At 67.0% G+C, this 20527-nt stretch carries 20 protein-coding genes; 4 read left to right on the top strand and 16 right to left on the bottom strand.

Annotation, left to right across the window (positions count from 1 at the left end; translation table 11 throughout):
* Positions 1-4: 4 nt before the first annotated feature.
* The 8 genes from DFO45_RS00870 to DFO45_RS00835 all read right to left on the bottom strand — a co-directional run bounded on the left by DFO45_RS00870 (position 5) and on the right by DFO45_RS00835 (position 7322).
* Entirely contained in the window at positions 5-343 is a 339-nt protein-coding gene (locus DFO45_RS00870) for a hypothetical protein (protein ID WP_245517914.1), read from the bottom strand.
* Positions 344-408: 65 nt separating this feature from the next.
* Positions 409-1110: a phosphate regulon transcriptional regulator PhoB gene (gene phoB / locus DFO45_RS00865; protein WP_012172552.1), complete on the bottom strand. Its 702-nt coding sequence runs from the start codon at positions 1108-1110 to the stop codon at positions 409-411.
* A gap of 6 nt (positions 1111-1116) precedes the next feature.
* The gene (gene phoU, locus DFO45_RS00860; RefSeq protein ID WP_043879658.1) at positions 1117-1845 is read right to left on the bottom strand and encodes a phosphate signaling complex protein PhoU; all 729 of its coding nucleotides are present in this window, start codon (positions 1843-1845) and stop codon (positions 1117-1119) included.
* 20 nt (positions 1846-1865) lie between these two features.
* The gene (pstB, locus tag DFO45_RS00855) at positions 1866-2660 is read right to left on the bottom strand and encodes a phosphate ABC transporter ATP-binding protein PstB (RefSeq protein ID WP_244421883.1); all 795 of its coding nucleotides are present in this window, start codon (positions 2658-2660) and stop codon (positions 1866-1868) included.
* A gap of 97 nt (positions 2661-2757) precedes the next feature.
* The gene (gene pstA, locus DFO45_RS00850; protein ID WP_012172555.1) at positions 2758-3591 is read right to left on the bottom strand and encodes a phosphate ABC transporter permease PstA; all 834 of its coding nucleotides are present in this window, start codon (positions 3589-3591) and stop codon (positions 2758-2760) included.
* Positions 3592-3605: 14 nt separating this feature from the next.
* Positions 3606-4583 carry a phosphate ABC transporter permease subunit PstC gene (gene pstC / locus DFO45_RS00845; RefSeq protein WP_012172556.1) on the bottom strand — a complete coding sequence of 326 codons (978 nt, stop codon included), beginning with the start codon at positions 4581-4583 and terminating at the stop codon, positions 3606-3608.
* A gap of 205 nt (positions 4584-4788) precedes the next feature.
* Positions 4789-5832 (bottom strand): phosphate ABC transporter substrate-binding protein PstS, encoded by a 1044-nt coding sequence (gene pstS / locus DFO45_RS00840; RefSeq protein WP_043879659.1) that lies wholly within the window; start codon positions 5830-5832, stop codon positions 4789-4791.
* A 128-nt stretch (positions 5833-5960) separates the two neighbouring features.
* Positions 5961-7322, bottom strand: a complete 1362-nt coding sequence (locus DFO45_RS00835) for an ATP-binding protein (RefSeq protein WP_133863399.1) — start codon at positions 7320-7322, stop codon at positions 5961-5963.
* Between the two features lie 276 nt (positions 7323-7598).
* Here DFO45_RS00835 and DFO45_RS00830 point away from each other — a divergent pair, with 276 nt between their 5' ends.
* The gene (locus DFO45_RS00830) at positions 7599-8222 is read left to right on the top strand and encodes a hypothetical protein (protein WP_133863398.1); all 624 of its coding nucleotides are present in this window, start codon (positions 7599-7601) and stop codon (positions 8220-8222) included.
* Between the two features lie 48 nt (positions 8223-8270).
* Here the strand turns inward: DFO45_RS00830 and DFO45_RS00825 are convergent, their stop codons facing one another.
* The 3 genes from DFO45_RS00825 to ahcY all read right to left on the bottom strand — a co-directional run bounded on the left by DFO45_RS00825 (position 8271) and on the right by ahcY (position 13029).
* Positions 8271-9323, bottom strand: a complete 1053-nt coding sequence (locus tag DFO45_RS00825; RefSeq protein ID WP_043879660.1) for a lysylphosphatidylglycerol synthase domain-containing protein — start codon at positions 9321-9323, stop codon at positions 8271-8273.
* A gap of 150 nt (positions 9324-9473) precedes the next feature.
* Complete coding sequence (locus DFO45_RS00820; protein WP_208299717.1) at positions 9474-11360, bottom strand: KUP/HAK/KT family potassium transporter; 1887 nt, start codon at positions 11358-11360, stop codon at positions 9474-9476.
* Positions 11361-11634: 274 nt separating this feature from the next.
* A complete protein-coding gene (gene ahcY / locus DFO45_RS00815) occupies positions 11635-13029 on the bottom strand; it encodes an adenosylhomocysteinase (RefSeq protein WP_133863397.1) in 1395 nt (464 codons plus the stop codon).
* Positions 13030-13528: 499 nt separating this feature from the next.
* Between ahcY and DFO45_RS00810 the strand changes: the two genes are divergently transcribed.
* A complete protein-coding gene (locus DFO45_RS00810) occupies positions 13529-14125 on the top strand; it encodes a CarD family transcriptional regulator (protein ID WP_012172563.1) in 597 nt (198 codons plus the stop codon).
* 1123 nt (positions 14126-15248) lie between these two features.
* Here the strand turns inward: DFO45_RS00810 and DFO45_RS00805 are convergent.
* Both DFO45_RS00805 and DFO45_RS25390 read right to left on the bottom strand, forming a co-directional pair.
* The gene (locus DFO45_RS00805; protein WP_043879662.1) at positions 15249-15452 is read right to left on the bottom strand and encodes a hypothetical protein; all 204 of its coding nucleotides are present in this window, start codon (positions 15450-15452) and stop codon (positions 15249-15251) included.
* Positions 15453-15530: 78 nt separating this feature from the next.
* Positions 15531-16199, bottom strand: coding sequence for a cold-shock protein (locus tag DFO45_RS25390; protein WP_043879663.1), 669 nt, complete (start codon positions 16197-16199; stop codon positions 15531-15533).
* 374 nt (positions 16200-16573) lie between these two features.
* Between DFO45_RS25390 and DFO45_RS00795 the strand changes: the two genes are divergently transcribed.
* Positions 16574-17257: a nitroreductase gene (locus DFO45_RS00795; RefSeq protein ID WP_133863396.1), complete on the top strand. Its 684-nt coding sequence runs from the start codon at positions 16574-16576 to the stop codon at positions 17255-17257.
* Between the two features lie 56 nt (positions 17258-17313).
* Here DFO45_RS00795 and DFO45_RS00790 read toward each other — a convergent pair whose 3' ends face one another.
* Positions 17314-17691, bottom strand: coding sequence for a hypothetical protein (locus DFO45_RS00790; RefSeq protein ID WP_043879664.1), 378 nt, complete (start codon positions 17689-17691; stop codon positions 17314-17316).
* Between the two features lie 138 nt (positions 17692-17829).
* Positions 17830-18072, bottom strand: coding sequence for a hypothetical protein (locus tag DFO45_RS00785; protein WP_043879665.1), 243 nt, complete (start codon positions 18070-18072; stop codon positions 17830-17832).
* A 140-nt stretch (positions 18073-18212) separates the two neighbouring features.
* Between DFO45_RS00785 and DFO45_RS00780 the strand changes: the two genes are divergently transcribed.
* Positions 18213-19808 (top strand): gamma-glutamyltransferase, encoded by a 1596-nt coding sequence (locus DFO45_RS00780; RefSeq protein ID WP_133863395.1) that lies wholly within the window; start codon positions 18213-18215, stop codon positions 19806-19808.
* Between the two features lie 12 nt (positions 19809-19820).
* Here DFO45_RS00780 and yihA read toward each other — a convergent pair whose 3' ends face one another.
* Positions 19821-20492: a ribosome biogenesis GTP-binding protein YihA/YsxC gene (gene yihA, locus DFO45_RS00775; protein WP_133863394.1), complete on the bottom strand. Its 672-nt coding sequence runs from the start codon at positions 20490-20492 to the stop codon at positions 19821-19823.
* Positions 20493-20527: the final 35 nt, after the last annotated feature.

Raw genomic sequence — 20527 nt, 5'->3', positions numbered from 1 at the left:
CGGCTCACCAGCCCCAGCCCCAGCGCCAGTCTCCCTTGGCGGGGTCGTAGCAGGTGTAGCCGATGAAGCATTGCGGATTGTCGCGCGTCGGCTCGAAGGCCGGCCGCAGCGCCTGCTGCGGCATGCAGAAGCGCAAATCGCTCACATAGCGGTCGAAGGTGGTCGCGGAGGTGTCGAGCACGATGCCGCCGGCCCGGGCGACCAGCCGCGCCGCCTGGTCGCAGGTCATGGCGCGCGTGTTGGGCCGCGCCTGTGCGCCGGTGGACGCGAAGGGAGGCAACAGCGCCAGGGCGAGGGCCGCCGCCTTCAGGCAACGACCCGACATGCGCACCACACCTGCCATGCTCAGCCTCCCTCGCGCCACCCACGCGGCCATCGGACGGCAGATGGCGTGGCGCACCGCGCCCCTCAATGGGCGCGGGCGAACATTTCGTTGAAGGAATAGCCGGCGCCGCGCACGGTGCGGATGGGATCGGGCTGGCGGCCGCGATTGATCGCCTTGCGCAGGCGGCCCACATGCACGTCCACGGTGCGCTCGTCGATATAGACGTCCTGGCCCCACACGCCGTCGAGCAACTGCTCGCGGGAGAAGACGCGGCCGGGGCTCTGCATCAGGAATTCGAGCAGGCGGAACTCGGTCGGACCGAGATGCACCTCGCGGCCCGAGCGGTGGACCCGATGGGTCTCGCGGTCGAGCTCGATGTCGCCGGCCCGCAGCAGGGTCGCCACATGCTCGGGCTTGGCCCGGCGCAGCAGCGCCCGCACGCGCGCCAGCAATTCCGGCACGGAGAAGGGCTTCACCACATAATCGTCGGCGCCGGTGGCAAGGCCGCGCACCCGCTCGGTCTCTTCGCCACGGGCGGTCAGCATGATGACGGGCAGGCGCTCCGTCTCCGGCCGCGTGCGCAGCCGGCGACAGAGCTCGATGCCCGAAAGGCCTGGCAGCATCCAGTCGAGGATGACGAGATCGGGCACGCTCTCGCGCAGCCGCGTCTCGGCTTCATCACCCCGCCCCACATTGTCGACGGCGTAACCCTCGCTCTCGAGGTTGTACCGCAGGAGGAGCGTCAGCGGCTCCTCGTCCTCGATGATCAGAATGCGCGCAGGCACGTTGGCTTACCCCTGAAGGGTGCGGGTGGGGAAGGTCACCGTGGTCTCGCTGGACGCGTCCGCCTTCGGACGATCGTCGGAGAGCATGTTGCCGGTGACCATGTAATAGACGGTCTCGGCCACATTGGTGGCATGGTCGCCGATGCGCTCGATGTTCTTGGCACAGAACAGGAGGTGCGTGCACACGGAGATGTTGCGCGGATCTTCCATCATGTAGGTGAGGAGTTCGCGGAACAGCGAGGTGTACATGGTGTCGACGCTGGCATCCTTGCGCCACACCTCGAGCGCCTTGGCCTCGTCGCGGCCGGCATAGGCGTCCAGCACTTCCTTGAGCTGCTCAAGCACGAGGTCGGTCATGTGCTCGACGCCGCGCACCAGCTTCTGCGGGTGGTATTCGCCCTCGATGGCCAGCACGCGCTTGCCGACGTTCTTGGCGAGGTCACCGATGCGCTCCAGATCGTTGGAGATGCGCAGGGTGGCCACGATGTCCCGCAGGTCGCTGGCCATGGGCTGGCGCTTGGCGATGACCAGCACCGCCTTTTCCTCGATGTCGCGCTGCATGTGGTCGATGGCAGCGTCCATCACCACCACGCGCTGGGCGGCGGTGCCGTCCCGGCGGATCAGGGCGCCGACGGAATCGGCCACCAGACGCTCGGCCTGGCCGCCCATCTCGACGATCTTGCGGCCCAGTTCCTTCAGCTCGGCATCGAAAGAGGAAACAGTATGTTCAGGCATCAAAACCTCCCCGTGCCGCGTCAGCCGAACCGGCCAGTGATGTAGTCGCGCGTCTTGATCTCCTTCGGATTGGTGAAGATCACGTCCGAGGGGCCGACCTCCACCAGTTCGCCGAGGTAGAAGAACGCCGTGCGGTCGGCGCAGCGCGCCGCCTGCTGCATGTTATGGGTCACGATGACGATCGTGAATTCCTGCTTCAGCTCGTCGATCAGATCCTCGATCTTCGAGGTGGAGATCGGATCGAGCGCCGAGGTGGGCTCGTCCAGCAGGATGACTTCCGGCTTCACCGCGATGGTGCGGGCGATGCACAGGCGCTGCTGCTGGCCGCCGGACATGCCGAGCGCGGAGGTGTGGAGACGGTCCTTGGTCTCTTCCCAGATCGCCGCCTTGCGCAGGCAGCTCTCGACGCGCTCGTCCATCTGCGACTTGGACAGGCTCTCGTGCAGGCGCACGCCGAAGGCGATGTTGTCATAGATGGACATGGGGAAGGGCGTCGGCTTCTGGAACACCATGCCGATGCGGCTGCGCACCACAGTGGAGTCCAGATCCTTGCCCACCACGTTCACGCCGTCGAACATGACCTCGCCCTCGGCGCGCTGGCCGGGATAGAGGTCGTACATGCGGTTGAAGACGCGCAGCAGCGTGGACTTTCCGCAGCCGGACGGGCCGATCATGGCCGTCACGCGCTTCTCCGGGATGGTGAAGTTGATGTTCTTCAGGGCGTGGTTCTGCCCGTAGTAGAAGTTCAGCTTGTTGACCTGAATCTTCGTCGGCGCGTCCGGGGCGCCGGGCTTGGCCGACACGCTGGTGGACATGCTGAGGTTCGGATCGACGGCGGAAGTCATGGTCTAGCCTCGTTCGGATCTCGGGGCCCGGCGCAGCGGGCGGAATTGCGTAGGGAAGCCGGCCCGGTCAGTGCGACCGCGCCAGGACGAGCCGCGACACCACATTGAGCACCAGCACGCCCACCGTGATGAGCAGCGCGCCGGCCCAGGCCAGGGCCACCCAGTCGTCGAAGGGGCTGCCGGCATACTGATAGATGGCGATCGGCAGGCTGGCCATCGGCTTGGACAGGTCCACCGACCAGGAATTGTTGCCGAGCGAGGTGAAGAGCAGCGGCGCCGTCTCGCCGGCGGCGCGGGCGATGGCCAGCAGCACGCCCGTGACGATGCCGGCGCGGGCCGCGCGCCACGTCACCATCATGACCACCTTCCACTGCGGCGCGCCGAGCGCGAAGGCGGCTTCGCGCAGGCCCACCGGCACGAGGTTCAGCATGTCCTCGGTGGTGCGCACGATGACCGGGATCACCAGGATGGCGAGGGCGATGGAGCCCGCCCAGCCCGAGAAGCCGCCGAAGGGCACCACCAGCAGCTGGTAGATGAAGAGGCCGACCAGGATGGACGGCGCCGAGAGCAGGATGTCGTTCACGAAGCGGGCGGCGGAGCCGATCTTCGTGCCCTTGCCGTTCTCGGCGAGGAAGGTGCCGGCGAAGATGCCGATCGGACCGCCGATGACGAGGGCGAGGCCGATCTGGATGAGCGAGCCGACGATGGCGTTCAAGAGGCCGCCGTTCTGGCCCGGCGGCATGGTGATGCGCGTGAAGACGTTGGTGCCGAGCGCCGGAAGGCCCTTGGCGAGCAGCGTGAGCAGGATCCACGCGAGCAGAAGGATGGCGAGGGCGGCGAATCCGACGGAAATCGCCTTGACGGTCGTGTCCTTGGCCCGGCGGGCGGCGAGCGAAGCCATGGTTCGGTTCTTTCTCAGTCGAGGCGCGAACGCACCAGCGCGCGGGACAGCGCGAGGACGATGAAGGAGATGACGAACAGGATGAAGCCCAGCTGCAGGAGCGAGGTGAGCTTCAGCGAGCCGATCGGCGCCTCGGGGAATTCGTTGGCGATGGTGGAGGCGATGGTGGCGCCCGGCGCGAAGAGCGAGGCCGAGAGGCGGGTCGCATTGCCGATGACGAAGGTCACCGCCATGGTCTCGCCCAGCGCGCGGCCGAGGCCGAGCATGATCGCGCCCACCATGGCCGTGCGGCCGTAGGGAACGGAGACGTTCTTGTAGACCTCATAGGTGGTGCAGCCGACGCCGTAGGCGGATTCCTTCAGCATGGGCGGAACCGATTCCAGCGTCTCCACGAACATGGCCGTGATGAAGGGCACGATCATCACCGCCAGGATGAGGCCGGCGGTAAACATGCCCGAGCCCAGCGGCGGACCCTGGAACAGCGCGCCGATCACCGGGATCGGGCCCAGCCACTCGATCAGCGGGGGTTGGACATACGCGGCCATCAGCGGCGCCACGATGAAGAAGCCCCACATGCCGTAGATGATGGAGGGCACGGCGGCGAGCAGCTGCACGGCGACGCCGATGGGGCGCTTGAGCTGCTGCGGCGCGATCTCGGTGAGGAAGAAGGCGATGCCGAAGGAGAGCGGCAGGGCGACGATGACGGCGATGATGGCGCTGAACAGCGTGCCATAGATCATCACCAGCGCACCGTATTTCTCGGTGACCGGGTTCCAGCTCGGGCTCCAGAGGAAGTCGAGGCCGAACTCGCGCAGGGCCGGCAGGCCGCCGAGGAAGAGCTGGCCGATGATCAGGCCGAGCAGCACGAGAACGAGGATGCCGCAGGCCCACAGGGCGCCCACGAACAGCGGATCGGACAGTCCGCCGATGCGCTTGGCCTGATGAATGGGAATTCGGCCCATGTCATCCCTGGTATCGATCGTCGCGTCCATTCCCAGCCCTTCCTGCGTCCCCCGGCTGCGTCCAGTGCCGGTGTGGGTCTTTCATCCACGTCGCCAGGAGCCCCCTGCTCCGGCGTCCGTGCGGGCGGCAGCGCCATGGCATCCTGCACGCATTGCATTCAAAAAGCCGGGACCAGCCCGGCACCCTCCGCGGAGGGACCGGCCCGCACCGGCGAGGGTGCGGGCCGGAGGATCATCAGAACACCGGCTTGCCGTCCGGAGCCTTCACTTCAGCCTTCCAGGCTTCCTCGACGCGCTTCACGACCGCCTCGGGGAGCGGGATGTAGTGAAGCTTCTCGGCGATCTCGCCACCTTCCTTGGTGTAGGCCCACTGGAAGAACTTCATCACTTCCTTGGAAGCGTCCACGTTGGTGGGGTTCTTCGGCAGCAGGATGTAGGTGGCGGACACGATCGGCCACGCATTGGCGCCGGGCGTGTTCAGCATGGAGGCGGCGAAGTCCTTCGAGCCGGCCCAGTCGGCGGCAGCGGCGGCTTCCATGAAGGCCGGGACCGTCGGGGCGACGAACTTGCCGGCCTTGTTCTGGAGCTGGGTCACGACCAGCTTGTTGGCGGCGGCGTACACGAACTCGACGTAGCCGATGGCGCCCTTGGTGTTCTTCACGGTGCCGGCAACGCCTTCGTTGCCCTTGGCGCCCGCGCCCGTCGGCCACTGCACGGAGGTGGCGGCGCCGACCTTGGCCTTCCAGTCCGCGCTGACTTCAGCGAGGTAGGAGGTGAAGACGTAGGAGGTGCCCGAGGCGTCCGAACGATACACCGGGACGATCGCCTGGTCGGGGAGCTTCACGCCGGCGTTGAGGTCGGCGATCGCCTTGTCGTTCCACTTGGTGATCTTGCCGAGGTAGATGTCGGCGAGGACCGGGCCGGTCAGCTTGAGCTGCTCAGTCTGGATGCCGTCGAGGTTCACGGTGGCGACGATGGAGCCGATCACGGCCGGGAACTGCAGCAGGTTGTTGGAGGCCAGCTTCGGACCCTCAACCGGGGCGTCGGAGGCGCCGAAGTCCACGGTGCGGTTGATGATCTGGTTCTGACCGCCGCCGGAGCCGATGGACTGGTAGTTCAGGCCGTTGCCGGTCTTCTCTTTATACTTCGCACCCCAGGACTGATAGACCGGGGCCGGGAAGGACGCGCCAGCGCCGTTGAAATCGAGGGCAGACGCGTTACCGGCGACGAGGGTGCCGGCCACAGCGAGGGCTGCGCCGAGAATATGGGTGAGCTTCACGGGGTTCTCTCCATTGCCAATCAGGTGCTGCCACGGGACGTTCCCGTCCTGACGCAACTTTGGACCGCCCACACATAGCGGTCTGGCCCGAACCTTCTATGACTGGTTCGTGACACCTGAATGACGGATCAAGCCGCTGTATTCACTGAGTTTTTCGCAGCGTCATCGGAGAGGTCGAGGCGCACGGTAAAAGTTGCCCCCTTTCCGGGGGCGCTCTCCACCATCAGCCGGCCCCGATGGCGGGCGACGATGTGCTTGACGATGGCGAGGCCGAGGCCCGTCCCGCCCTGGTCGCGGCTCGCCGCAACGTCCACCCGATAGAAACGCTCGGTCAGGCGGGGCAGATGCTCCGGCGCGATGCCCGGCCCATAGTCCCGCACGCTCACCGCAGCCACATCGCCCTGCGTCCCCGGCTCGCGGGCGATGCGCACATCCACGTTCTGGCCGGAGCCGCCGTATTTCAGGGCGTTCTCCACCAGATTCTCGAACAGGCGGATGAGTTCATCCCGATCGCCGCGCACCGGCATGGCGGTCCCGTCCGTCTCCAGCGTGATGGTGATGGCGCGGTCCTGCGCCAGCGGGCCGAGCGTGTCGCGCACATGGGAGAGGATGCCGCACAGGTCCACCACCGTGTCCGGCCGCACATGCACGTTGAGTTCGATGCGCGAAAGCGAGAGCAGATCGTCGATGAGGCGCGACATGCGGCGGGCCTGTGCGCCCATGATGCCAAGGAAGCGCTCGCGCGCGGCGGCGTCATTCTTGGCGGGACCCAGCAGCGTCTCGATGAAGCCGGAGAGGGAGGCGAGCGGGGTGCGCAGTTCGTGGCTGGCATTGGCCACGAAGTCGGCCCGCATCTGCTCGCTGCGCCGCTGGGCGGTGAGGTCCCGGAATGTCAGCAGCACGCCGTCCGGCTTCGCTGGCGCCGGCGCCGCTCCCTTCGAGCCCGAGGCGTCGGGGCGCGGCTTCAGCTGGACGGGCACCACATGGGCCTCGAGCCAGCGGTCGAGCGGGATGCGCTCGGCAAACTCGACCCGGCGGGGGATGCCGTCCTCGGCCGCCATGCGCACCGCTTCCAGCACCTCGGGCACGCGCACGAGGAAGGAGAGCGGATCGCCCACCTTGGCCGGGCCGATGGCAAGCGCCACGCGGGAATTGGCGGTACGGATCTCGCCGGTGGGCGTGAGCAGCAATGCCGGTTCCGGCAGAGCGGCGATCAGCGCATGCACCGCCGGCTCACCTTCCACGCGGTCCTCCTGGGGCCGCACCTTCTCGGCGAGACGCTGGAGCACCGGCGGCTCTCCGGTGAGGATGGCGCAGGCAAAAAAGCCGATGACCGCCACCACCAGCAAAGGCAGCCCGACGCCGGGCGCCATCTCGCCGCTCAGCATCGCCACCAGCACGATCGCGGCGATCAGGCCGATCCACAGGCGCGGCTGCCGCCAGAACGGCGGCGCGGACGCGGCATCGCGCGCCTCGACAGGCTCGTTCATGGCAGCGCTCTCCCGCCGGTTACAGGACCGGCGCGCCTCACATTGCGGCCCGACATGGGCGTGACCTCTGGCAACGGAAGGCGCGGCTGGCCGGCCTTCTTCGATTCGTTAATCGGGTGATGGTGAATTCGGGCTGCGAAAGCAATACGACAAAGCGGCGGTCCCTATTTTCGCCGCAGGGTGTGATTCAAAGTTCCTTCAAGGGAACCTGTTCTCCTATAGAACTCTTTCCATGCAGGCTGCGCTGTGGCGGCGTGTATCTGACGGGACGAAACCATGTCCATTCGTACGGGTCTTCTGGCGGTGACGACCCTGGCCGCGGGCCTCGGCGCCGCCGCTGCCGATCCCCTGCCCTACCCTTCCGCGGACTTCGCCCTGAAGGCGGTCCTGCGCGACGGGGGCTCTCTCGACCTCGCCTATGCGGACGGGCGCATGCGCCTGGAACTGCTGCCGAAATCCTCGCCCACCCTGATCGTCGGCATCGCCGACCTGAAGTCCGGCAAGGTGGCGCTGATGGTGCCGTCCATGCCCAAGATGGCGATGCAGACGGACCTGCCGCCCAGCTTCAGCTTCGCCGCCCTCACCGGCTCCGGCACCAAGACCGGCACCGACACGGTGGCGGGCGAAACCTGCGACCTCTGGAAGATCGATCCGGTGCCGAGCCAGACCACCGCCGGCCCCACTACCGCCTGCATCACGGCCGACGGCATCGCCCTGCGCACCCATGTGGAAATCCAGGGCAAGCCGCAGTTGGTCTATGAAGCGACCGCGCTGACGCGCGGCCCTCAGGACCCGCGCCAGTTCATGGTGCCCCATGGCGTGCAGACGGTGAAGCTGCCGAAATCGGCGGTGGCGGCGGTGCCGGGGCTCAACCTTCTGGCTGCCCCCTCCGCGCCATAGGCCCCTGCGGCCGGCAACGCCGCCGCAAGTCCCTTCTCGCCGCAAGCCTCACTCGGCGGCGGTGACGTGCTTCTTCTCGGGAACGACCGTGTCCTTCGCGGTGGCCGCCTCGGCTGCGGCTTCCGCCGCTCCGCGGGCCCGCAGCCGCCCGAGGTAGAGTTCCCGCCCACCCAGCAGGGACAGGGCGAAGGCGAAGGGCACGATGTAGTAGAACAGCCGGAACACCAGCAGCGCGCCGACCATCTCGCCGGTGTCGAACTGCGGCAGCGCCACCAGCAGCGCCGCGTCGAACACGCCGAGGCCGCCGGGCGCATGGCTGGCGAAGCCCAGCAGCGTCGCGGTGACGAAGATGACCGCCAGCGAGATGGGATCGATATAAGGGCTCGCCGGCATCAGCATGTACATGGCGGCGGCGCACAGGCTGAGGTCCAGGATGCCGATGCCGATCTGCAGCAGCGTCGTCTTGCCCGCCGGCAGCGTGATGAACCAGTTGGAGCGGCCGATCTTGCGCGGCGCCGCGCTGACCCACCACACATAGCCCACCAGCACGGCGAGCGCGCCGATACCGATCAGCCGGTTCACCAGCGGCGGAAGCTGGTCCACGGCGGTCGCCGCATCGGGATGGATGACGATGCCGAGGCCCAGCACCGCAATGTTGCCGAGCCAGAAGGTCAGGCCCGCGACGAAGCAGATCTTCGCCACGTCCACCGCCGAGAGGCCCCAGGCGGAATAGATGCGGTAGCGCACGGAGCCGCCGGTAAAGACCGTGAAGCCCACGTTGTGGCCGACCGAATAGGAACAGAAGCCCGAGAGCGCGGCGACGCGATAGGGCACGTGCGGCTTCTCGATGGTCCGGAGCGCGAACCAGTCATAGAAGGTCAGCGTCAGGTAGGCGCAGGCCACGAGAATGAAGGCCGCGGCCACGTGCAGCGGGTTCTTCGCCTTCAGCGCGGCGACCACGTCGGCCACGTTGAGGTTGTGCAGCATCTTGTACAGGACGGTGATGGCAAAGCCGATCACCACGAGGCTCAGGATAAAGCCCAAGCCATGCAGGCCCACGCGGTCCCGCAGGAAACGCCAAACCGTCTTAGGAAAGCTCATCACGCACCGTGTCCCCGCAGACGGCCCGCCCGCCCCATTGCCCCACCGGCGAACCGCCCGGATCGGATGGGATGACGCTACGTCGCCACCATCCTTGCATTGAAGCCCTACAGCCTCAAGACGGCGCGCCCAAGGCACGCGGCCCGATTTTCAAAGTTTCACCGGATAACCGATCTCGACCGTGCGGCTGCGCGGCAGGCCGAAGCGGTCCACCGAGCGCTCGGCGTTGCGGGCGAGGAAGGCGAAGACGTGGGCCACCACGTCGCGGCCCCGCACCACCTCGTCCGGAGGGATGATGCGCTCGTGGCCGATCACGTAGATCGCCTCGTCGGGATCGACTCCGCGGGCGCTCAGCGCCGGGCCGAGCACCGAGGGCACGTCGATCTGCTGCATGTAGCCAAAGCGCAGATCCACGCGGATGAAGCCGCCGTCGAGATTGGTCACCCGCACCCGGTCATCCACCGAGACGCGCGGCCGAGCGGCGATCCAGACCGAGACGATGACCGCCCGCTGGAAGCGCACCTTCAGCAGGTCCGCCATGCGCGAGAGAGCCACCGGCGTCATGGCACCGGCGCGGGACAGGAAGATGGCAGTGCGCGGGCTCTCCGCATCCGAGGCGCGATCCCCGCGCAGCACGAATTCATCGAGCGGCTCGGTGAAGCGCTGCTGCTGCGCCACCACCCCCTCAAGGCCCCGCCGCCAGCTCACCATCACGAAGATGACGATGCCGGCGATGGTGAGCGGCAGCCAGCCGCCCTCATGCAGCTTGGTGAGATTGGCGGAGGCAAACGCCGCATCAAGGCTGAACAGGCCGACACCCAGCGCGATCACCGCGGGTTTGGGCCATTTCCACGCCCGGTTCACCTGCGCCACGAACAGGATGGAGGTGGTGACCATGGCGAAGGCCACCGCGATGCCATAGGCCGAGGCGAGGCGGTCGGAGGCCTCGAAGCCGAGCACGACGGCGATGCAGGCCACCATGAGCAGCCAGTTAAGGCGGCCGACATAAATGTGCTGCTCGTTGTGCTCGCTGGTGTAGCGGATGCGCATGGGCGGCAGGTAGCCGAGTTCGATCGCCTGCTTCGCCAGCGAGAACACGCCGGTGATGATGGACTGAGAGGCGATCACCGTCGCCGCCGTCGCGAGGAACAGCAGCGGGATGTCAAACAGGTCCGGGCAGAGGTCGTAAAAGGGATTGCGCACCGCCTGCGGGTCGCGCAGCAGGATGGCGCCCTGCCCGAAATAGTTCAGCAGCAGCGCCGGCATGGCGACGAACAGCCAGGCACGGGCGATGGTCTTGCGGCCGAAATGGCCAAGGTCCGCATAGAGCGCCTCGCCGCCAGTGATGGCGAGGAAGCAGGCGCCGATGATGACGCCGGCAAGACCCGGATGGGTGGTGACCGTATGGAAGCCCGCCCGCGGGTCGAGGCCCGCCAGGACTTCGGGCGCCTGCATGATGCCATAGACGCCCAGCACCGCCAGCGAGCCGAACCAGAGCACCATGATGGGGCCGTAGAAACTGGCGATCCGCTCGGTGCCGAGGCGCTGCGACAGGAACACCGCCGCCAGCACCAGCACGGTGAGCGGCACGATCCAGTCCAGCAGGGCCGGCGAGATGACCTGAAGGCCTTCGATCGCCGAGAGCACCGACATGGCGGGCGTCAGCACGCCGTCGCCGATGAGCATGGCGGCGCCCACGAGGCCGGCCGCCAGAAGATACCAGCGCAGGCCGATGGCGCTGCGATGCAGGTCGAGCAGCGTCACGAGCGCGAGGATGCCGCCTTCGCCGTCATTGTCGGCGCGCAGGACCAGCATCACGTATTTGACGGTGACGGAAAGGATGATGCTCCAGGTGATGAGCGACAGGAGGCCCATCACGTCGGCGCTGGTGAAGTCCGTGCCGCCAACCGCCAAGACGCCCTGCTTCAGGGCATAAAGCGGACTGGTGCCGATATCGCCGAAGACGACGCCCAGCGCGCCGATCTCCGCGGCGAGCGGCAGGGCGCGGGAACGATCACGACTGAAGCTCAAGGCCATCGCTCGCGTTCCGGTCGTTCACGGTTGCTGTGGCGACGGAAGGGATGGGAGCGGCACGCGCACGACACTCACTCTCGATCGGGCGCGCACCATGCGTCCCGATTTCCGGTCGAAACGGTCCAAGGCTGCCCCCTAGAACACGCGGCCGAAGCATCGGCTGCCGCTCACACCTAGCTCCGATCGGACCGGCTGACAATGTGCCGGATCAGGGCACCTCAGCCCCGCACCAGCCAAAATGGATGGCCGCGCCTTTCGGGCGCGGCCATCTGTGCGATCAGTAGCGGTAGTGCTCGGGCTTGAAGGGGCCCTCGCCCGGCACGCCGATGTAATCGGCCTGCACCTTGGAGAGCTTGGTGAGCTTCACGCCGATCTTTTCGAGATGAAGCGCCGCCACCTTCTCATCGAGATGCTTCGGCAGCGTGTAGACCTTCTTCTCGTAATGGCCTGGCTTCGTCCAGAGCTCGATCTGGGCGAGCGTCTGGTTGGTGAAGGAGGCGGACATCACGAAGCTCGGGTGGCCGGTGGCGTTGCCGAGATTCACGAGGCGGCCTTCGGAGAGAAGGATGATGCGCTTCTTGTCGGGGAACTCGACCTCGTCGACCTGCGGCTTCACATTGTGCCACTTGAAGTTCTTCAGGCCGGCGACCTGAATCTCGCTGTCGAAGTGGCCGATGTTGCAGACGATGGCGCGGTCCTTCATGGCGCGCATGTGGTCCACGGTGATGACATCGAGGTTGCCGGTCGCCGTCACGAAGATGTCCGCGCGCGGCGCGGCGTCTTCCATGGTGGTGACCTCATAGCCTTCCATCGCCGCCTGCAGCGCGCAGATGGGGTCGATCTCCGAGACGAGCACGCGGCAGCCGGCGTTGCGCAGCGAAGCGGCCGAACCCTTGCCCACGTCGCCGAAGCCCGCGATCATCGCGACCTTGCCGGCCATCATCACGTCCGTGCCACGACGGATGCCGTCCACGAGGCTCTCGCGGCAGCCGTAGAGGTTGTCGAACTTGGACTTGGTGACGCTGTCGTTCACGTTGATGGCAGGCCAGAGCAGCGTGCCCTTCTTCTGCATCTCGTAGAGACGGTGCACGCCCGTGGTGGTCTCTTCCGTCACGCCGCGGATGTTCTTGGCGAGCTGGGTGTACCAGCCGTGCTTGTGCTTCAGGCGGCGCTTGATGGCGGCAAAGAGGACTTCCTCTTCCTCATTGGTGGCGCCTTCGAGGAAGGCGGTGTCGCCGTTCTCCGCGCGCAGGCCGAGGTGGACGAGCAGGGTGGCATCGCCGCCGTCGTCCAGGATCATGTTCGGGGTGCCGCCGTCGGCCCACTCGAAGATACGGTGGGTGTACTCCCAGTATTCCTCCAGCGTCTCGCCCTTCACGGCGAAGACGGGGGTGCCGGCGGCGGCGATGGCGGCTGCGGCGTGGTCCTGGGTCGAATAGATGTTGCACGAGGCCCAGCGCACGTCGGCGCCGAGCGCCTTCAGCGTCTCGATGAGGACGCCGGTCTGGATGGTCATGTGCAGGGAGCCGGCGATGCGCGCGCCCTTGAGCGGCTGCGACGGGCCGTATTCGGCGCGGGTGGCCATGAGGCCCGGCATTTCGGTCTCGGCGATGTCGAGCTCCTTGCGGCCCCAATCGGCGAGATTGATGTCCTTCACCACATAATCGGTCATGTCTGCTCTCCCTGTCGGGGCCTCAAGGCGGCGCGGCATGCTGCGGCACGCCAGCCGAGTGCCGGGGACGTAGCACGACCCGGCAGCAGCATCAATAACGATATAAAGAAATGTTTATATGACCACTTCCAAAACGGAACGGCCCCGCAGAATCGCATGCGTGCCCTGCGCCGGATCGCTTGCGCGAAAATGAACGACGCTTTCATTCAGGTGATTTTTGTGTTATGTAAGGTGTTACAGTCGATTGCGTCTCAGTCAACCATCCCGCGCTCATATCATCTGCGCATTCTCGGGACATAGGGGCGAGAGTTTGGCGTGTCCGGCCGCGGGGTACGGCTTGGCGCGAAGGATTGATTGTTGATTTCGACTGCCAGCGGGCTGCCGGATCTTCCGTAGCCCAGTCGTCAGCACAAGTCACGCACCCGTCGAAAAGCCGGTCATCGGCGCGCGCGTGTCAGGACGATCCGGCCTCCGGGCCTGATCAGGAGCGGTTCAAAGCATGTCGACAAAGAAGAGCAGCGCGCAGGCCCGTCTTGGCTTCAAGACGGGAGAACACATCGTGTACCCCTCTCACGGCGTCGGCCGAATCACCTCCATAGAAGAACAGGAAGTCGCGGGCTTCAAGCTCGAACTGTTTGTGATCTCCTTCGAGAAGGACAAAATGACGCTCCGCGTGCCGGTGCCGAAGATCGCTTCGGTGGGCATGCGCAAGCTGTCGGAAGGCCCGGTCGTGACCAAGGCGCTGGAGACCCTGAAGGGCCGCGCCCGCGTCAAGCGCACCATGTGGAGCCGCCGCGCCCAGGAGTATGAGGCGAAGATCAATTCCGGCGATCTCATCGCCATCTCGGAAGTGGTCCGCGACCTCTATCGCTCCGACGCGCAGCCCGAGCAGTCCTATTCCGAGCGCCAGCTCTATGAAGCCGCGCTGGACCGTATGGCCCGCGAACTCTCGGCCGTGCAGAACATCACCGAGACCGAGTCCGTCAAGCTGATCGAGCAGAACCTCCAGAAGGGCCCCAAGCGGGGGGCCGGCAAGGCGGAAGAGGTCGAGGACAGCGAGATCGACCAGGACATCGAGGCGGAAGAGGCGGCCTGAGCCGTTTCGCCCACACCTCTCCAGTCAAGGCCCCGCTTCGGCGGGGCCTTTGCTTTTGGGCGCCCCCAAACGAGCCGACCCTCCCGGCCGGAGTGTCGGCCATCCGCGCCTGCGGGCAGCCGAGCGCATGCGGACCAATCCGCCGTTGGCGGAGCCGGAAAGCCAATGCGCCATATGCGTGCCGGCCGGAACACCCGCAGACCATCCCCTGCATAGGGAGGCGCATCCGCGATCCCGGCACAGGAGGAGAGACGGACCTGAGCCATCCCCCCCTTGCCGTCTGGTCATGGCCGCGCTTCAGCGGATCTCTATTTTTACGCTGGCCGAAACCGACAGGTCTTACGGGCCTGCCAGCCCGACATAAGCGTTCGCGGACAAGACAGACGCCGGCGGAGCTGGAAAGCGACGCGCGATATGCGTGCAGCCGTCCGGGGATGGCGACGCTGACCGTCACGTCGCAAGCGGACCGGCTATTCCGACAGACACGTCGTTGAGAAAGGCCGACTCAAGGCCTTCGAGCAGAATCGCAGGAAGTTTCAGGCGCGGAGTGTCGGCGAGGCGGAAGCTGTTGCCTGAGCCGTCGTCACCCGAACGGAGGCAGCTTAGGCCTCACTTCAGCGGGCCTTCGCTGAGAGCCGCCGGGTCCGGCCTCCAGGTTCCCCGGCCCACCCAAGCTTTCGGGAAGAAGCCGGCACTGGCAGAAGCGGGAAGCGCGCCACGCCGGGTGCGGACCAATCGTCCGCTAGCGCGGACGCCCGGGCCGCCACTTCTCGAAAGAAACAGCGAGCTCAGAAGACGCTCCATTCGTGAGCGACGCCTGCTCGTGCGGGAGCGCCGAGATGAGGCGACGCATCGCCCGTCATAGCCAAGATCGAGACGTCTGGCGCGATCCTGATAAAAGCCCCCCCAACCCCGCTGCGGGCCGCAGGCGCCGCCCTGGCAGGAGCCCTGCCGCACACCCTCCTCGGAGCACGTCCGGAACATCGCCCCGCGCGGGAGGCCTTCCCCCGGAATGCAAAAAGCGCCGTCGCGGACCCGCGAGGCGCTCATCGAACTCATGGAGTGCGGGCGATATTCCGGCGCCGCTCCATCCCCTTCGGACGGCGGCCGGAATCTCTTGGTATCAGCGGCGCGCCTGCGGCGCGTGCTGCTCTTCCTGAAGCAGGGCCTCGGTGGCCGCGATGGCCCCTTCCAGCTCCGAAATCTTGCGGAGTGCGCCGTCAGACGGAAGCGTCCCGGCCTTGGCAGCGGTGACGATCAGGTCCCTCTGCGCCTTCTTCAGTCGATCGAGGAGACCGTCGAGATCCGCCTCAGAACTTTGAGCCATGAAACAGCCAACTCCCGAAAACAACGGGAACGGCCGCCACCCGAAGGCAGCGGCCGCCCATGAACGCTAAGGCGCCGGTCAGTCCGCGACTTCGATGCCGCGGGCCTCCGGACCCTTCGGGCCCTGGCCGACCTGCACCACCACGCGCTGACCTTCGCTGAGGTCGGCAAGGCCGGAGCGGGACACGACGGTGACGTGAACGAACACGTCCTTGCCGCCGCCCTCAACGGCGATGAAGCCGAAGCCCTTCTCGGGGTTGTACCACTTCACGGTGCCGACACGCTCCTCGGTCGGGCCGGAAGCCGCGCGCGGGCCACCCGAACGGGGGGCGCCGCCGCCGAAGCCACCGGGGCCGGCGGGCGCGCGACGGGGCGGGGCAGCCTCGGCGGTCGAGGTATCGACCTCGAGCACCTCGGTGACCTGACGGCCCTTCTGGCCCTGGCCGACGCGGACGCTCAGCTTCGAGCCGGGAGGCACGCTTTCCTGGCCGGCGGCCTCGAGGGCGCGGGCGTGCAGGAACACGTCACCCGAACCGTCGGACAGCTCGACGAAGCCGAAGCCCTTCTCGGGGTTGAACCACTTGACGGTGGCCTCAATGGGCGGACCCGACGGAGCCGGTGCACTGAACGAGCTGTGCGAGGGGAAAGCACGCTCTCCGCCGAAGGCGCGGTCCCGCGACGGGGGCGGGGCATAATCGTCATCAAAGCCACGACGGCGCGGCTCTCGGAAGTCTCGGTTACGGCTCATGTGTATTTCCGTTGAGGTCAGGTCGCCAATCTTGGCCTGGGCCATCCACCATTGCTGAACTTGTCGTCGTTTGTACTGATACCGTCTTGGAACGACCTGAATAAGTCCCCCTCGACACGCTCAAGCCAGCTTCCCGCTTCTCGCCTTACAGCCTAAATGGACATGGCCGGATTTTCCGTGCGTTCAATGCAGAAACGCCCATCACACCGGCATATTCACACACTAACACACATTCCTGCCGATTTGGTACATCAATGTTTATCTGACGTGATCAGGGGCCCGTCAGAAAGACGCTTTACATTTTTGGAACAAGCAAAACCGGTCAGGCTTGCAATGTTTTTCGTCGCCGCCCCGCCGAGGCCAGAGGTAGCATGATGTCCGAGCCATTGACCCAACAGGACATTCGCGCGCCCGCCGAGACTCCCGCCGCCCGCCACCACGGCGCCGCCCCCACCCATTCCGGTGTCGCCCTGCCCCGCGCCGAGGCGCCGGAAGCCCTCGCGCTGCTGGAACGGCGCCGCTCCCTGCCCCTGCGCTCCCTGGTCGAACCCGGCCCGACGCCGGCGGAGCTGGACCGCCTGCTGGCGGTGGCCGCCCGCGTACCGGATCACGGCCGCCTGGTGCCGTGGCGCTTCATCGTCCTGTCGGGCGAAGCGCGGGCGCAGGCCGGAGGGTTGCTCGATGCGCTCTATCGTCGCCAGAACCCGGACCTGCCCGAGAGCAAGGCGGACATGTGGCGCCTCTATCTCCTGCGGGCCCCGGTCACGGTGGTTCTGGTGAGCCGGCCGGACCCTGCCGCCAAGGTTCCGGTCTTCAACCAGATCCTATCGGCGGGCGCCGCCGGCATGGCGCTCGTCAGCGCCGCGACGGCGCTGGGCTATGGCGCCCAGTGGCTGCTGAAATGGCCCGGCCGGGACCCAGAGGCCGCGGCCCTGTTGGGCGTCCGCGCGGGCGAGCAGGTGGCCGGCTTCATCCATCTCGGCAGCCCGGCCGAGCGGCCCGACGATCGCCCCCGCCCCGCGCTCCCCGACGTGGTGACCCACTGGCAGCCGGGCTGAAACGCAAAGAGGCGGGCCAGAGCCCGCCTCTCCAAAGGTTCAGCGACGCGCCGTCCTCAGTCGAAGGAAGCCGTCGTCTTGTCGCTCTTGCGGTTGTAGCGAATGGTGATCTTCGACACCGAGCACAGGTCGATGTCGTACCAGATCGCGCTGGAGTTATCGTCCGAATAGACGACCTTCAGGTCCCACTTGCAGGTCTTGGTGGCCCGGTGGAACTTGATCTCCCAGGAATCGCCGTCGTCCAGCGTGTCCTTGCCGAGAACGTCCTCTTCCCAGTCGTCCGACTTGCTCGGCGAGACGAACACCTTCTCGATGTCGTAGCCGGTCTTGTTGACGAGGGTGAAATTCTGCCGCGCCTCGGCGGCAGCGAGCGGGCCGGACACCGCCAGCACGGTAAAGAGCGCCAGCACTGCGGCGCAGATACGCGAAACCATCCTCAGCCTCCCACGCAGGGCCACAGGCCCGATCGCCGTACCCAACTACGGGATCACTTTTGCGTGGTCAATCGAGGTTTCGCCCGTCTCCCATGGCGCAAATGGGGTCGATCCCCCAGCAGCGCTCGAAAGGCGCGGTCAATAGTGCAGCTTGGCCTCGGCCTGGGCGGCGCTGCGCACATACTTTACGCTGAAATAGACGGCCAGCAGGCCGAACAGGGCCATCAAGGCGTATTCGCCAATATCGCCGAGCTGGAACAGGCCGGCGAGCGCCCACCCGGCCGCCACCGCCACCGTGAATGCCTGGACCGCGACGAGAATGGTGGCGCTGATGACGCTCACCAGCCCGCGTGCCGTCAGTCCATCATTCGTCCGCGCCATTCTCGTCTCCGTCAGGGCCTTGCGCCCGCTGCGCCGCGCCGACCCTTCCGGTCGGGGGCAAGCTGAATTAAGAGGCCGGGACACTGCTCTGCAAAGCCGCGCGGGTCAAGCGCACGGCATCAGCCGCCCCGGAGGGCCCCATGAGCCACGAAAGCACCCACACCGCGCGCGGCATCGTCGCCGCGCCCCATGCCCTCGCCGTCGAGGCCGGGCGGCAGGTGCTGGCGGAGGGCGGCAATGCGGTGGAAGCGGCGCTCGCCACCGCCGCCGCCATTGCGGTGGTCTATCCGCACATGAACCATCTGGGCGGCGACGGCTTCTGGCTCATCCGCGAGCCCAACGGCCGGGTGCGCTATATCGAAGCCTGCGGCTATGCCGGCGCCCGCGCCACCATCAAGAGCTATCGCGACGCCGGCTATGACACCATTCCCGAGCGCGGCCCCCTCGCCGCGCTCACCGTCCCCGGCCTCGTCGGCGGCTGGGGGCTGGCGCTGGAAGCGGCCCGCGCCGCCGGCGGGCACCTGCCCCTCCCGCGGCTGCTGGAGAGCGCCGTCCAGCACGCCCGCGCCGGCGTGGCCGTCACCCGCTCGCAGGCTCAGCTCACCGCCGACAAACTCACCGAGTTGAAGGACGCGCCCGGCTTTTCCGCCCAGTTCCTCGTGGATGGCAAGCCGCCGGAAGTCGGCCACATCCAGAAGGCGGAGCGGCTCGCCGACACGCTGGAGCATCTCGGTCGGGCGGGGCTGGAGGATTATTACCGGGGCGACGTCGCCCACGAGATGGCGGCGGATATGGAGCGCATCGGCAGCCCGGTCACCCGCGCCGATCTGGAGCGCTATCGCGCCGTGGTGCGCGAGCCGCTCAGCGTCGATCTGCCCGAGGGCCGCATCTTCAACGCGCCCCCACCGACGCAGGGTCTCGCCTCCCTTCTCATCCTCGGGCTCTACAGCCGCCTCGGCGTGAAGCGGGCGGAGAGCTTCGATTTCATCCACGGTCTGGTCGAGGCGACAAAGCGCGCCTTCCTCGTGCGCAACGAGGTGGTGCGGGACTTCGAGCATCTGAAGCACGATCCCGCCCATTTCCTCACCCCCGCCGCGCTCGATGCGGATGCGGCCCGGATCGACAGGCGCCGCGCCCTGCCCTGGCCGCAGCCGGCCAAGCGCGGCGACACCATCTGGCTGGGCGCGGCGGACGCGAGCGGGCTCGTCGTCTCCTACATCCAGTCCATCTTCTTCGAGTTCGGCTCGGGCTGCGTGCTGCCGCGCACCGGCATCCTCATGCAGAACCGGGGCGCCAGCTTCAGCCTCGACGAGCGAGCCGTGAACCCGCTCACGCCCGGCCGGCGGCCCTTCCACACGCTCAACCCGGCGCTGGCGGTGCTGCGGGACGGGCGGGTGATGGCCTATGGCACCATGGGCGGCGAGGGCCAACCGCAGACGCAGGCCGCCGTCTTCTCCCGCCATGTGCTGCACAGCGTGCCGCTGGGCGAGGCCATCGAGCGGCCGCGCTGGCTGCTGGGCCGCACCTGGGGCTCGACCCACACCAACCTGCGGCTCGAGAACCGCTTCGACGAGGATGTGGTGCGAGCCCTCGTCTCCGCCGGCCATGATCTGGAAGTTCTGCCGGAGGCTTTCTCCGACACCATGGGCCATGCGGGCGCGGTCATCTATACGCCCAAGCGCGATCTCGAAGGCGCGCACGATCCGCGCGCGGACGGCGGGGCGGCGGGCGTCTGATCCCGCCGCGCATCAGCTGCGCTCGTCGATGATCCGGGCGATGGCCGCGCGCAGTTCCGCGAGGCCCTTGCCGCCATGGCTGGAGGTGGGAAACACCTCCGGAAAAGCGGCGGGGCGGCGGCGGATCTTGTCCTTGGTGTCGGCGATGACGGCCTCAAGGTCGGTCCGCTTCACCTGATCGCTCTTGGTCAGCACGATGGCATAGGACACCGCTGCCTTGTCGAGCAGGTCGAGGATTTCCGCATCCACCGGCTTCATGCCGTGGCGGGCGTCGATGAGGACGAACACGCGGGCAAGGTTGACCCGGCCGCGCAGATAGGCGCGGATCGTGGCGACCCAGGCATCCACCTTGTCCTTCGGCGCCTTGGCGAAACCGTAGCCCGGCATGTCCACGAGCATCATCTCGGGCACGCACCGGAAGAAGATGAGTTCCTGCGTGCGGCCCGGCGTCACCGAAGTGCGGGCGAGCGCCGTACGACCGGTGAGTGCGTTCACGAGGCTCGACTTGCCCACGTTGGAGCGGCCCACGAGCGCAATCTCCACCCCTTGCATGGGCGGAAGCACGTCCACGGTGGGCGCAGCGGTCACGAACTTCCACTCGCCGGCAAACAGCAGGCGGCCCTTCTCCAGGAAGGGATCAACGGGCTCTTCGGCGGGCGCGGCGGCTTCGGGCGTCTCGGTCATGCCCGCTTATGGTCCGCACGGCCGGCGGACGCAAG

This window comes from Azorhizobium sp. AG788, assembly GCF_004364705.1.
GTDB classification, from domain to species: Bacteria; Pseudomonadota; Alphaproteobacteria; order Rhizobiales; family Xanthobacteraceae; genus Azorhizobium; species Azorhizobium caulinodans.
The sequence above is the reverse complement of the archived record's forward strand: the minus strand, read 5'-3'. Positions and strand labels throughout refer to the sequence as shown.

Excerpts from the sequence above, each read along its gene's own strand:
- DFO45_RS00870 (WP_245517914.1), bottom strand. The coding sequence starts at position 343 with ATGGCAGGTGTGGTGCGCATGTCGGGTCGTTGCCTGAAGGCGGCGGCC.
- phoU (WP_043879658.1), bottom strand. The coding sequence starts at position 1,845 with ATGCCTGAACATACTGTTTCCTCTTTCGATGCCGAGCTGAAGGAACTG.
- pstB (WP_244421883.1), bottom strand. The coding sequence starts at position 2,660 with ATGTCCACCAGCGTGTCGGCCAAGCCCGGCGCCCCGGACGCGCCGACG.
- pstA (WP_012172555.1), bottom strand. The coding sequence starts at position 3,591 with ATGGCTTCGCTCGCCGCCCGCCGGGCCAAGGACACGACCGTCAAGGCG.
- pstC (WP_012172556.1), bottom strand. The coding sequence starts at position 4,583 with ATGGACGCGACGATCGATACCAGGGATGACATGGGCCGAATTCCCATT.
- DFO45_RS00835 (WP_133863399.1), bottom strand. The coding sequence starts at position 7,322 with ATGAACGAGCCTGTCGAGGCGCGCGATGCCGCGTCCGCGCCGCCGTTC.
- DFO45_RS00830 (WP_133863398.1), top strand. The coding sequence starts at position 7,599 with ATGTCCATTCGTACGGGTCTTCTGGCGGTGACGACCCTGGCCGCGGGC.
- DFO45_RS00825 (WP_043879660.1), bottom strand. The coding sequence starts at position 9,323 with ATGAGCTTTCCTAAGACGGTTTGGCGTTTCCTGCGGGACCGCGTGGGC.
- DFO45_RS00820 (WP_208299717.1), bottom strand. The coding sequence starts at position 11,360 with ATGGCCTTGAGCTTCAGTCGTGATCGTTCCCGCGCCCTGCCGCTCGCC.
- ahcY (WP_133863397.1), bottom strand. The coding sequence starts at position 13,029 with ATGACCGATTATGTGGTGAAGGACATCAATCTCGCCGATTGGGGCCGC.
- DFO45_RS00810 (WP_012172563.1), top strand. The coding sequence starts at position 13,529 with ATGTCGACAAAGAAGAGCAGCGCGCAGGCCCGTCTTGGCTTCAAGACG.
- DFO45_RS00805 (WP_043879662.1), bottom strand. The coding sequence starts at position 15,452 with ATGGCTCAAAGTTCTGAGGCGGATCTCGACGGTCTCCTCGATCGACTG.
- DFO45_RS25390 (WP_043879663.1), bottom strand. The coding sequence starts at position 16,199 with ATGAGCCGTAACCGAGACTTCCGAGAGCCGCGCCGTCGTGGCTTTGAT.
- DFO45_RS00795 (WP_133863396.1), top strand. The coding sequence starts at position 16,574 with ATGTCCGAGCCATTGACCCAACAGGACATTCGCGCGCCCGCCGAGACT.
- DFO45_RS00790 (WP_043879664.1), bottom strand. The coding sequence starts at position 17,691 with ATGGTTTCGCGTATCTGCGCCGCAGTGCTGGCGCTCTTTACCGTGCTG.
- DFO45_RS00785 (WP_043879665.1), bottom strand. The coding sequence starts at position 18,072 with ATGGCGCGGACGAATGATGGACTGACGGCACGCGGGCTGGTGAGCGTC.
- DFO45_RS00780 (WP_133863395.1), top strand. The coding sequence starts at position 18,213 with ATGAGCCACGAAAGCACCCACACCGCGCGCGGCATCGTCGCCGCGCCC.
- yihA (WP_133863394.1), bottom strand. The coding sequence starts at position 20,492 with ATGACCGAGACGCCCGAAGCCGCCGCGCCCGCCGAAGAGCCCGTTGAT.